The organism is Acidimangrovimonas sediminis (assembly GCF_002871005.1).
Classification (GTDB): domain Bacteria; phylum Pseudomonadota; class Alphaproteobacteria; order Rhodobacterales; family Rhodobacteraceae; genus Acidimangrovimonas; species Acidimangrovimonas sediminis.
On the sequence record NZ_PHSN01000016.1, the window covers coordinates 1 to 11,938 of the forward strand.

Genomic DNA, 11,938 nt, shown 5'->3' on the forward strand with positions numbered 1-11,938 from the left:
TTCTTCCCTTTCTGCTCGAAAATATCCCGGGGGGTGCAGGGGGCAGCGCCCCCGCCGCCGACATCTCCGTCCTGCGCAGGGGCCGGGGCTGTTCTCCCCGACGCGGGCGGGGTCAAAAGCCGCGCTGCGCGAGCCAGACCGAATGGCGGTCGCAGTCCGCGTCCTCGGCCAGGTAGCCGCGCAGGTTCAGCCCGTTGTCCGTCAGGAGCGACGCGTATTCCCCGGCGGCGAGGCTGGCGTGATAGACGGCCTCTTCGCCCACCCTGCCCCAGGCCTCACCCGCCGCGGGGCCGGAGGTGAAGAGGAGGCGCCCGCCGGGCGACAGGTGGCGCGCGAAGATGGGGAACATCTGCCGCTGAGCCGCGGGCGAGAGGTGGAAGAAGCTGTCCCAGGCGACGATCAGGTCGAACTGCCGCCCGAGCGAGAGGGTCCGCATGTCGGCCCGGATCCATTCGGCCTGCGGGAAACGGTCCCGCGCGAGCGCCAGCATCTCATCGGCCACGTCCGCCCCGGTCAGCGCGTAGCCCTGCGCGATCAGCCAGCTCGCGATCGGCTCCCCCGCGCCGCAGCCAAGGTCGAGAGCCTGCGCGCCGGGCGCAAGGCCCTCCGTCGCCCGGAGGAGCCAGCCCTTTTCAAAGAAGCTGCGGGCGCGGTCCGTGTCCCAGCGCATGGCCTGGCGGCGATAGGTATCCGGGATCGCATCGGGGCCTGGGAAGCTGCCGACCGGCTCCGCCATTCGCCTCAGCCTTCGATGGGCGGGCCGGCAAGGGCCTCGACCAGCGCGGTGAAGTGGTCGCCCCGCTTCTCGAAGTTCGGATATTGGTCGAAGCTGGCCGCGGCGGGGGCGAGGAGCACCGTCTCGCCCGGCTGTGCCTCGGCGGCGGCGCGGGTGACGGCGGCCTCCATCGTTTCGCAGATCTCCTGCGGGGTTTCGCCGATCTGGAGCGCGAAGTCGCGCGCCGAGTGGCCGATCAGGTAGGCCTTGACCACCGATCCGAGGAACGGCGTCAGCGCCCCGATCCCGCCGTCCTTGCCCAGGCCCCCGGCGATCCAGCGGATCTTCGGGAAGGCCTGCAGCGCCTTGGCCGCGCTGTCGACGTTGGTGGCCTTCGAGTCGTTCACGAAGCGCACCCCGCCGCGTTCGGCCACGAGTTGAGAGCGGTGCGGCAGGCCGGCGAAGGAATGCAGCGCCTCCTCGATCAGCTTCGGCGCAAGGCCGAGGGGGCGGACGGCGGCATAGGCCGCACAGGCGTTCTGGTGGTTGTGCGCGCCGGGCAGGCCCGCGATGCCCCGCAGGTCGATGGAGGCCACCTGCCGCGACTTGCGCCACTCGGACAGAAAGCCCTTGCGCGCAAAGACCGACCAGCCCGGGGTTTCCAGTTTCGTCCCCGAGGAGATCCGGATCACCCGGTCGTCCCCCGGGCCGACGGAAAGCTGGTTGGCGAGGAAGCGCCCCTCGACCTCGTCCACGCCGATCACCGCGCGGTCCGGCCCGCCCTCGGCAAACAGCCGGCGCTTGGCCGCGAAATACCCGCCAAGCCCGCCGTGCCGGTCGAGGTGGTCGGGCGAGAGATTGGTGAAGATCGCGATGTCCGGGGTCAGGGCCCGCGCCAGGTCGGTCTGGTAGGAACTGAGCTCCAGCACCACCACCGCACCGTCGCCCGGCGGGTCGATGTCGAGAACGCCGCGGCCGATGTTGCCGGCCATCTGCACGGGTTTGCCCGCAACCTCGAGGATATGGTGGATCAGCGCGGTCGTCGTCGACTTGCCGTTGGAGCCGGTCACCGCGATCACCTTGGGCGGCTGATCGAACTTGTTCCACTCGGGCGTCGCCAGCGAGGCGAAGAACAGGCCGATGTCGTTGTCGACCGGCACGCCCTCGGCTAGCGCCTTGGCGACGATCGGGTTCGGCGCGGGGTAGAGGTGGGGAATGCCGGGGCTGACGATCAGCGCGGCCACACCTTCCAGGCCTCGTGCGCGCGACAGATCTTCGGGGGCAAAGCCCGCAGCCTCGGCCTTTTCGCGCGCTTCGGGGCTGTCATCCCAGACGACGGGGGTCGCCCCGCCCTCGGCCAGCGCCCGCGCCGTGGCAAGGCCCGAGCGTCCGAGCCCGAGAACCGCCACCTTCTGCCCCTGGTAACCCCTGACCGGAATCATCCGCACCCCCTGGTTCGTCCGCCTGGTTAGGCGCGGACCTTGCCCCTTTCTTCGGCAGCTGTTCAAGGGGCCGACATTCGAAACCCTCTCCGCGCCGCCCTCCACCAGGCGGAGGGGCAGCCACCCCGCGCACCGGCGCGCGGCCCGCCGCAGCCCGGGATCGGCGCATGTTACGGAGGTCTCGCGCCCCTGTGACAAGATTTGGGGAACCCGAGGGAACCCACCCCGCCCGCACGGCTTGCCGGATGGGGTCCGGAGGTCTAAGGGCATGGGCAAACCGAAGAGGGGAAGACCCATGCCAAGACGGGGCGACGCAACGCTGGAAGAGCGCGACAAGGCCAAGCGGGTAAGCGGGCTGAGGGGCCTCGGCCCGTTCCTCAGGCCGTATCGCGGCATGGCTTTCCTCGTGCTCGTGGCGCTTGTCGTCACCGCCGGGATCTCTCTCATCCTGCCGCTTGCGGTGCGCCGGGTGATCGACGGCTTCGGCCATTCCTCTGCCGCGCTGCTCGACCAGTATTTCCTCGCGGCGCTCGGCATCGCGGCGGCTCTCGCGCTCGGGACCGGGGCACGCTACTACCTCGTGACCCGGCTGGGGGAGCGCGTGGTCGCCGACATCCGCCGGGCGCTGTTCGACAAGGTCGTGGGGCTGTCGCCCGCCTTCTTCGAGAGCATCATGACCGGCGAGGTGCTCAGCCGCCTGACCACCGACACCACGCTGATCCTGTCGGTCATCGGCTCGTCGGTGTCGGTCGCACTGCGCAACGTGCTGCTGCTGGTCGGCGGCCTTGCCCTGATGCTTTATACCAGCGCCAAGCTGACCGGCCTCGTGCTGCTGATCGTACCGGTGGTGATCATCCCGATCATCGTGCTGGGCCGGCGGCTGCGGGGGCTGAGCCGCGAGAACCAGGACTGGATCGCGCAATCCTCGGGCAACGCGTCCGAGGCGCTGCTGTCGGCCCAGACGGTGCAGGCCTTCACCCACGAGGACCAGAGCCGGGCGGAGTTCGCCCGGGTCACCGAGGCGTCCTACCTTTCAGCCAAGCGCCGGATCGGCGTGCGCGCGGCGCTGACCATGATCGTGATCTTCCTCGTCTTCGCGGGCGTGGTGGGCGTTCTGTGGATCGGCGTGCGCGACGTCCGCGCGGGCGACATGAGCGTGGGCGCCCTCATTCAGTTCGTGATCTACGCCGTGATGGTCTCCGGCTCCGTCGGCGCGCTGTCGGAGATCTGGGGCGAGCTGCTGCGCGCCGCCGGGGCGACCGAGCGGCTGGTGGAGCTGCTGAACGCGACCGACAACGTGTCGGACCCGGCGCAGCCGAAGGCCCTGCCGCAGCCGGCGAAAGGGGCGATCGGCTTCGACGGCGTCACCTTCCACTACCCGACCCGGCCCGAGAAATCGGCGTTGGAGGGGATCGACCTGGCCGTCGCCCCGGGCGAGACGATCGCACTGGTGGGGCCCTCGGGGGCGGGCAAGACCACGGTGATCCAGCTGCTGCTGCGGTTCTACGACCCGGCCAGCGGGGCGGTGACGATCGACGGGATGGACCTGCGCGAGATGGCGCGGTCGGATTTCCGCCGCTCGATCGCGCTGGTGCCGCAGGACCCGGTGATCTTCGCGACCTCGGCGCGCGAGAACATCCGCTTCGGCCGGCCCGAGGCATCGGATGCCGAGGTCGAGGCCGCCGCCCGCGCCGCCAACGCGCACGACTTCATCAGCGCGCTTCCCGGCGGCTACGAGGCCCAGGTCGGCGAGCGCGGCGTGATGCTGTCGGGCGGCCAGAAGCAGCGGATTGCCATCGCCCGCGCGATCCTGCGCGACGCGCCGATCCTGTTGCTGGACGAGGCCACCTCGGCGCTGGACGCGGAAAGCGAGCGGCTGGTGCAGAACGCGGTCGACGAACTTGCCAAGACCCGCACCACGCTGATCGTCGCGCACCGACTGGCGACGGTGAAGAAGGCCGACCGGATCGTCGTCTTCGACGAGGGCCGGATCGTCGCCACCGGCACCCACGATGCCCTGGTGGCCGAGGGCGGTCTTTACGCCCGCCTCGCCCGGCTTCAGTTCACCGAGGGCGTCGCGGCGGAGTAGGCCCCGCGCCGCCCGCGCGGGGGCGCCCGGCAGCGCCTGACCGGTCACGCGCGCCCGCTCTGACGTTGCGTTTCCGCGCGCCGCGCGGCCTTGCGCCCCTTCGCCAAAAGTCCCAACTTGCCCGCCAAGGGGACCCGTAAAGGGCCGGAGGAGACGCCATGAACACCTATGCCAACGCCGCGGACCGCGACGCCATCGAGGCCGAGTGCCCGTGGGAAGCGCGCGACGTGCCGCGCACCATGCACCGCTTCATCTCGGCCACCGCCGACCTTTACGGCAGCAGCCCCGCGCTGTCGTTCCAGCTGTTCTCGGGCGCCGAGGATCCTGCGGAGACGCTGACATGGACCCAGCTGCTGGCCCGCGTGACCAAGGCCGCGAACATGCTGCGTGCGCTCGGGGTCGGGCCGAATGACGTGGTGGCCTTCGTCCTGCCCAATGCCACCGACACCGCGGTGACGTTGCTGGCCGGAATGGTTGCGGGGATCGTCAACCCGATCAACCCGCTGCTCGACGGCGAACAGATCGGCGCCATCCTGCGTGAGACGAACGCCAAGGTCGTGGTCTCGCTCAAGGCCTTCCCCAAGACCGACATCGCCCAGAAGGTGGCCGAGGCCGTGGCGCTGGCGCCGAATGTCGAGACGGTGGTCGAGGTCGACCTGTTGCAGCACCGCACCGGCATCAAGAAGCTGATCGTGCCGCTGATCCGCCCGAAGGTGGCGGTGAAGCACAAGGCGCGCGTCCTCGATTTCACCCGCGAATGCGACCGCCAGCCCGCCGACCGCCTGACCTTCGACGACCCCGAGGAAGACCGCGTCGCCGCCTATTTCCACACCGGCGGCACCACCGGCATGCCGAAGGTGGCCCAGCACCGCGTCTCTGGGATGGTCTACAACGGCTGGCTCGGCGCGCGGATGCTGTTCCGGCCCAGCGACAAGGTGCTTTGCCCGCTGCCGATGTTCCACGTCTTCGCCGCCTACCCGGTGATGATGTCGGTGATCGCCTCGGGCGCCCATGTCATCCTGCCCACCCCCGCCGGCTATCGCGGCGACGGCGTGATGGACAATTTCTGGAAGCTGGTGGAGCGCTGGAAGATCACCTACCTGATCACCGTGCCGACCGCGATCTCGGCGCTGATGCAGCGCAAGGTCGATGCCGACGTCTCCTCGCTCCGCTATGCCTTCTCCGGCTCCGCCCCCCTGCCGGTGGAGCTTTACCGCCGGTTCGAGAAGGCCACCGGCCTGACGATCTGCGAAGGCTATGGCCTGACTGAGGCGACTTGCCTCGTGTCCATCAACCCACCGGACGGGGAGAAGAAGATCGGGTCCGTCGGCCTGCCCTTCCCCTATACCGACGTGCGCATCCTGCAATGTGACGAGACAGGCCACGTGCTGAAGCAATGCGGTACCGACGAAGTGGGCGAGATCTGCGTGAAGAACCCCGGCGTCGTCACCGGCCACACCTACACCGAGGAGGCCAAGAACCGTGGCCTGTTTGCCGATGGCGAGTGGCTGCGCACCGGCGACCTCGGGCGGCTGGATCCCGATGGCTACCTGTTCATCACCGGCCGCGCCAAGGACATCATCATCCGCGGCGGCCATAACATCGACCCGGCCGAGATCGAGGAAGCGCTGATGGGCCACGAGCAGGTCGCCTTTGCCGGCGCCATCGGCCAGCCCGACGCCCATTCCGGCGAGGTGCCCTGCGTCTATGTCGAACTGACCGACGGCGCCGGCGTGACGGTCGAGGAGCTGATGACTTACGCGCGCGAAAACATCCACGAGCGCGCCGCCATCCCGCGCCATCTCGAGATCCTGCCGGAGCTGCCCAAGACGGCGGTCGGCAAGGTGTTCAAGCCGGATCTGAGGAAACGCGCAATCAAGCGGGTCTACGACGCGGCGCTGGCCGAGAGTGGCGTGGCGGCCGAAGTGGCCGAGGTGGTAGAGGACAAGAAGCGCGGCCTGGTCGCGCGGCTGCACAAGACCGGCAAGGTTGATCCTGCCGCCGCGACACAAGCCCTGGGGGCGCACACCCGCCCCTGGGAATGGGCGGACTGAGGCGACACGCGGCGTGATGCCCTATTTGGCATCACACCGTGATCGCGAAACATCACAAACCCTTGATCGACCTCCGGGCTTGCCCCAAGCTGGACGCGTTGTTTCAGCGCCGTTCCGGGGAGGTTTTCGATGAAATCCATTTCATGCGCAGTCGCATTGTCCGCGCTGTCCGCGCTGGCACCGGCCCGTGCCGACGCCGCGATCACCTCGAAGGTGATTTATTCCTATCGTGACTGGGAGGTCCGCCTGGTCAATTACGACAACAGGAACCTGCGCTGCCAGGCCCGGGTCTCGCGCAACGGCTACAGCTTCTCGCTCTATGCCAGCCCGGGCAGCGGGGTCAGGATGCAGTTCTATTCGACCGGCTGGGCCTTCGGCGACCCCCACCGCGGCAACCTCAAGCTCAGGATCGGCGGCTACCCATCCTGGCGGCTGTCGAACGCCGAACTCTACAAGCACTCGGTGCTGTTCAACCTGCCAGGCGGAAGCAAGGGGTCCAAGTTCCTGATGGAGGTCTCGAACGGGTCCACCCTGACGCTCTACAACGACAGGGGCAGCCATGTGCACACCTATTCGCTGTCCGGTTCGCGCGCCTCGATGGACGCGCTGATCAAGTGCGTCAGGGCCCTGCGCCAGGGCGGCAGCCGCTCCAGCAACCCGTTCGACTGAACAGCACCAGCGCCGCGCACCGCAGCACAGCCCCGCCCTCCGGGGGAGGGCCGCGCTCAGCCGACGGCCACCTCGACCAGCTTCGGGCCGCGGATCGCGCGGCTGCGCACCAGCACGTCGCCAAGCGCCTCGGGATCCGGCGCAATCCGCTCATAGGGCAGGCCGCAGGCGCGGGCGAGGTCGGCAAAGCCGGGCGGCGTCGGATCGCAGCCCAGCACCTCGACGCCTGCCCCCTCCATCGCCTCGGCGATCTCGCGGTAGCCCCCGTTGTTCCAGACCAGGAAGGTGACATCGACCCCCTCGTCGCGCGCGGTCATGAGCTCGGCCAGGCTGAACTGCAGCCCGCCATCGCCGGTAAGGCAAACCACCGGCGCCTCGGGCGCGGCCAGGGCTGCACCGATCGCCGCGGGGGCGCCGTAGCCCAGTGCGCCGTAGCCGGTGGCGGCGTTGAACCAGCCGCAGGGCCGGTCGTGGTCGTAGTAAAGGTTGCCTGCGTAGACCGGCTGGGTGCTGTCGCCCACCACGATCGCCCCTGGCAGGGCGCCGCGCAGCGCATCGAGCATCGCGACCATGGCGCGATAGCCCTCGCCGATCTCCTCCCAGGCCGCGGCGCGCGCGGCGCCGGCACGCGCGGCGCCGCCGCCCTCCACCCCGCTTTCCCGCGCCACCACAGAATCGAGGAGCGCAGCGAGGAGACGCCCCGCATCCCCCTTGAGCGCCACCGCAGCGGGGTGGCGGCCAAGCTGGTCCGCATCCGCGTCGATCCGGATCATGCCCGAAAGGTCGGGCAGTCCACCGCGCACGTACATGTCGTAATCGGTGGGGCCGAACTCGGTGCCGACCGCCAGCACCTGGTCGGCATCGGCGATCAGCGCGCGGACGGCCGTGAGCGAGGGGCTGGCCGGCACGCCCAGGGGGTGGCCATGCATCACGCCCCGCGCATTCGCCGTCATCACCACCGGCGCGTCCAGCGCCTCGGCCAGCGCGGTCAGCGCGCTCCCCGCCCGCTTGGCCCCGCCGCCCGCCAGGATCACCGGGCGCCGCGCCGCCGCCAGCCGTTCCCGCGCGGCCGAGAGGTCCGGCAGAGGCGGCTCGACCGGCGGGACCGGCGCGGGCAGCGCGGCAGCGGGGGCGGGCATCACGTCGAGCGGCACCTGCAGGTGCGCGGGGCCGCCCCGCCCCGCCATCGCGGCGAACGCACGGTCGAGCGCGGGCCCCACCGTCTCGCCCGAGGCGATCTCCTCGGCATGCAGCGCGACCGAGGCCATCGTGGCCAGCTGGTCGGGCAGCTCGTGCAGATGGCCGAGGCCGCGGCCCTGCACCGCCCGGGGGTTCACGCCGCTGACCACCAGCATCGGCACGGAATCGGCCCGCGCCTGCGCCATCGGCGTCAGCATGTTCGTCGCCCCCGGCCCTGTGATCACGAATGCGAGACCCGGCCGGCCGGAAACCCGTGCATATCCGTCGGCGGCAAAGCCCGCGGCCTGTTCGTGGCGCACCGTCACGTGGCGCAGGCCCGAGCCGGGCAGCGCGCGGTAAAGTTCAACGGTATGAACGCCCGGGATGCCGAAGACCACCGAAACGCCCCGCGCCTCCAGCCCCGCGACCAGCGCCGCACCTACAGTCTGCATGTCCGTTTCTCCCTCGTTTCCGGGCGCTCTCCCCGCTGCCGCCGTTCATAAAGCGCAAAAAATTTGCGCTTGCACTTCATTCAGGCAGAATGGTTTAGTCAGTGCTATTCCACAACGGAGACGATGCTGCATGACGGCTGCCACGGCCCAGGACGCCCCGCAAGAGCGAAACGGCACGGCAAGACCGGGCAGCAGAGCGGAAGCGATCCGCATCGACAATCTGCACAAGTCCTTTGGCGATCTCGAGGTTCTCAAGGGGGTCTCGCTGACCGCGCACGAAGGTGACGTGGTGTCGATCATCGGCGGGTCCGGCTCGGGCAAGTCGACCACGCTGCGCTGCATCAACTTTCTCGAGACGCCGACCTCCGGCAAGATCGTGATCGGCGGGGAAGAGGTGCAGATGCGGGCCGACGGCACGCCCGCCTCGCGGCGCCAGATCGAACATATCCGCCAGCGGTTGGGCATGGTGTTCCAATCGTTCAACCTGTGGTCCCACAAGACAGTGATGGAAAACCTTATCGAGGTGCCCGTCCACGTCCTCAAGGTGCCCAAGGCCGAGGCCATAGCGCGGGCCGAGAAGCTGCTTGCCCGGGTCGGTCTGTCGGACAAGGCCGATGTCTACCCCGCCTTCATGTCGGGCGGCCAGCAGCAGCGCGCCGCGATCGCGCGCGCGCTGGCGATCGAGCCGCGGGCGATGCTTTTCGACGAACCCACCAGCGCGCTCGACCCCGAACTCGTGGGCGAAGTGCTGGGGGTGATCCGCGACCTCGCCGCCGAGGGCCGCACCATGCTGATGGTCACCCACGAGATGAAGTTCGCCCGCGAGGTGTCGGACCACGTGATCTACCTCTACAACGGACGCGTGGAGGAGGAGGGGCCGCCGGAACAGTTGTTCGGCGACCCGAAATCGGATCGCCTGAAACAGTTCCTGCGCACGGTCGGCTGACCGGCCGGGGGCCCTTCGGGCATCCGCAAACATTCAAGACAAGACTGACCAACAGAGAGGAAAAACATGAAAATCAAATCCCTCGTCATCGCAGGCGTCGCCGTCCTCGGCTTCGCCGGCATGGTTCAGGCCAAAGAGATCAAGGTGGGCGTCGCCTCCGAGCCCTACCCCCCGTTCTCGACGCTGGACTCGTCGGGCCACTGGCAAGGCTGGGAAGTCGACCTGATGAAGGCGATCTGCAAGGATCAGAAGCTTGATTGCGTGATCAAGGCGGTGGCCTGGGACGGCATCATCCCGGCGCTCAAGGCCGGCCAGATCGACGTCATCATGGCCTCGATGTCGATCACCGCCAAGCGCGCCAAGGTCATCGACTTCTCGGACAAGTACTACGAGACCCCGGCCTCGGTCGTCGCCCCGAAGAGCGCGACCTTCAAGGCCACGCCTGAATCGATGAAGGGCAAGGTCATCGGTGTCGAGGTCGGCTCCACCAACCAGGCCTATGCCAAGAAGTTCTTTGCCAAGACCGCGACGCTGAAGACCTACCAGACCCAGGACCAGGCCGACCAGGACCTTGCCGCGGGCCGCATCGACGCCACCATCGCCGACAAGATGGCGCTTGAGGGCTTCCTCGCCACCTCGCAGGGCAAGTCGTGCTGCAAGATGATCGGCGACCTGCCCTATGACAACGAAACCCTGGGCAAGGGCATCGGCGCCGGCTTCCGCAAGAGCGACACCAAGCTGCGCGAAGAGTTCAACAAGGGGATCAAGGACGTGCGCGCCAACGGCGAGTACGACAAGATCACCAAGAAATACTTCGACTTCGACATCTACGGCAGCTGAGGCCGGACGATGAACTGGTTGCTCGGACTTTTCGAACCGGGCCACGCGTTGGGCCTTCTGGCCCTGGACCCTCCCGGCTGGGGGGGTCCGCTACTGGAGGGCCTCCTGCACACGCTGGAGGTCGCCGCGGGGGCCTATATCGTCGGGACCCTGCTGGGGGTTCTTGGCGCATTCGGCAAGCTGTACGGCGGGCCGCTGGTCAAGGACATCGCGGCGATCTACACGACCGCGGTGCGGGCGATCCCCGAACTCATCGAGATCCTCATCCTCTACTATCTCGTGCCGGACATGGTGAACAAGGTGCTGCTCAGCCTTGGCCGTGACCGCATCGACCTGCCGCCGATGCTGGTCGGCACGATCGTGCTGGGCTTCGTCCTCGGCGCCTACATGACCGAGGTGCTGCGCGGCGCGATCCTTGCCGTCCCGCATGGCCAGATCGAGGCCGGCCGCGCCTATGGCATGACGCCGCTGCAGATCGCCTGGCGCATCACACTGCCGCAGATGCTGGCCAACGCCCTGCCGGGCATGGCGAACCTGTGGCTGAACCTGACCAAGGATACCGCCCTTCTGGCCGTGATCGGCTTCAACGAGCTGACCGAGACCTCGCTTCAGGCCGGCGGCACGACCAAGGCATTCATGCTGTTCTTCACCGCGGCGGGCGTCCTCTACATGCTCATCTCGGTCCTCTCCGGCCGGCTCTTCGCGCTGGCCGAACGCCGGGCGCGGCGCGGCCAGCCAAGCCTGCGCGGAGGCGGCGTATGAAAGCCCTCGTCCGATCCATGATGGTGCCGCACCGGATCGTTCTGCTGCTGATCGGGGTGGCGATCTTCGGCTGGGCGATCTACGCGCTCGACTGGAGCTGGCTGCCCGAGTACATCCAGAACGGCCTGCTGCTGAAGGGGCTGTGGACCACGATCTACATGCTGGTGATCAGCTGGGCGGTGGGCCTGTTCCTGGCGATCTGGCTGGGCCTCGCGCAAGCGGCGGGGCCCTGGTACCTGGCGCTGCCGGCCAAGGGCTTCTGCTCGGTGATCCGGGGTACGCCGCTCCTGCTGCAACTGTGGTTCTTCTATTACGGGCTGGGCTCGATCTTCCCGCACTTCCCCTCGATCCGGGAAAGCTGGGCATGGGAGTACCTGCGGCAGGCCTGGCCCTACGCCTTGTTCTCGCTGACCCTCAGTTTCGCGGGCTACGAGGGCGAGGTGATGCGCGGCGCCTTCCTCGGTGTGCCGAAGGGCCAGCTGGAGGCCGCACGGGCCTACGGCATGCCGCGGTTCACGATCCTGCGGCGGATCTGGCTGCCGCAGGCGGTTCGCCGGGTGCTGCCGACCATGGGCGGCGAGACCGTGCTGCAGCTGAAGTCGACGCCGCTGATCGCGACGATCACCGTGCTCGACCTCTACCAGGCCAGCCTGCAGATCCGGCAGGACACCTACATCATCTACGAACCCCTGCTTCTGCTCGCCGTGATCTACCTGATCGTCACCGGGATCATCGTGGCCCTCTTCCACCTCGTGGAACGGCAGGTGCCCTCCAAGCGCAGCTGACGCTG

10 protein-coding genes are annotated in these 11,938 nt (G+C 68.6%); 7 read left to right on the plus strand and 3 right to left on the minus strand.

The window, feature by feature from the left end:
* Nucleotides 1–112: 112 nt before the first annotated feature.
* Both CVV76_RS14825 and murD read right to left on the minus strand, forming a co-directional pair.
* Complete coding sequence (locus CVV76_RS14825; RefSeq protein WP_102225456.1) at nucleotides 113–736, minus strand: class I SAM-dependent DNA methyltransferase; 624 nt, start codon at nucleotides 734–736, stop codon at nucleotides 113–115.
* 5 nt (nucleotides 737–741) lie between these two features.
* A complete protein-coding gene (gene murD / locus CVV76_RS14830) occupies nucleotides 742–2,157 on the minus strand; it encodes a UDP-N-acetylmuramoyl-L-alanine--D-glutamate ligase (protein WP_102225457.1) in 1,416 nt (471 codons plus the stop codon).
* Nucleotides 2,158–2,452: 295 nt separating this feature from the next.
* Here murD and CVV76_RS14835 point away from each other — a divergent pair, with 295 nt between their 5' ends.
* The 3 genes from CVV76_RS14835 (at nucleotide 2,453) to CVV76_RS14845 (ending at nucleotide 6,969) form a co-directional block, all read left to right on the plus strand.
* On the plus strand, nucleotides 2,453–4,246 hold the full coding sequence (locus CVV76_RS14835) for an ABC transporter transmembrane domain-containing protein (RefSeq protein ID WP_102225458.1): 1,794 nt from the start codon (nucleotides 2,453–2,455) through the stop codon (nucleotides 4,244–4,246).
* Between the two features lie 158 nt (nucleotides 4,247–4,404).
* The gene (locus CVV76_RS14840; RefSeq protein ID WP_102225459.1) at nucleotides 4,405–6,300 is read left to right on the plus strand and encodes an acyl-CoA synthetase; all 1,896 of its coding nucleotides are present in this window, start codon (nucleotides 4,405–4,407) and stop codon (nucleotides 6,298–6,300) included.
* A 129-nt stretch (nucleotides 6,301–6,429) separates the two neighbouring features.
* On the plus strand, nucleotides 6,430–6,969 hold the full coding sequence (locus tag CVV76_RS14845; RefSeq protein ID WP_146010302.1) for a hypothetical protein: 540 nt from the start codon (nucleotides 6,430–6,432) through the stop codon (nucleotides 6,967–6,969).
* A gap of 56 nt (nucleotides 6,970–7,025) precedes the next feature.
* Here the strand turns inward: CVV76_RS14845 and CVV76_RS14850 are convergent, their stop codons facing one another.
* Complete coding sequence (locus tag CVV76_RS14850) at nucleotides 7,026–8,600, minus strand: 5-guanidino-2-oxopentanoate decarboxylase (protein WP_102225461.1); 1,575 nt, start codon at nucleotides 8,598–8,600, stop codon at nucleotides 7,026–7,028.
* Nucleotides 8,601–8,730: 130 nt separating this feature from the next.
* On the opposite strand from CVV76_RS14850, the gene CVV76_RS14855 reads away from it, so the two are divergent.
* The 4 genes from CVV76_RS14855 (at nucleotide 8,731) to CVV76_RS14870 (ending at nucleotide 11,933) form a co-directional block, all read left to right on the plus strand.
* Nucleotides 8,731–9,546 carry an ABC transporter ATP-binding protein gene (locus CVV76_RS14855; protein ID WP_102225462.1) on the plus strand — a complete coding sequence of 272 codons (816 nt, stop codon included), beginning with the start codon at nucleotides 8,731–8,733 and terminating at the stop codon, nucleotides 9,544–9,546.
* A gap of 66 nt (nucleotides 9,547–9,612) precedes the next feature.
* The gene (locus CVV76_RS14860; RefSeq protein WP_102225463.1) at nucleotides 9,613–10,386 is read left to right on the plus strand and encodes a transporter substrate-binding domain-containing protein; all 774 of its coding nucleotides are present in this window, start codon (nucleotides 9,613–9,615) and stop codon (nucleotides 10,384–10,386) included.
* A 9-nt stretch (nucleotides 10,387–10,395) separates the two neighbouring features.
* Nucleotides 10,396–11,148: an ABC transporter permease gene (locus CVV76_RS14865; protein WP_102225464.1), complete on the plus strand. Its 753-nt coding sequence runs from the start codon at nucleotides 10,396–10,398 to the stop codon at nucleotides 11,146–11,148.
* Complete coding sequence (locus CVV76_RS14870) at nucleotides 11,145–11,933, plus strand: ABC transporter permease (protein WP_102225465.1); 789 nt, start codon at nucleotides 11,145–11,147, stop codon at nucleotides 11,931–11,933. The genes CVV76_RS14865 and CVV76_RS14870 overlap by 4 nt, the downstream gene beginning before the upstream one ends.
* Nucleotides 11,934–11,938: the final 5 nt, after the last annotated feature.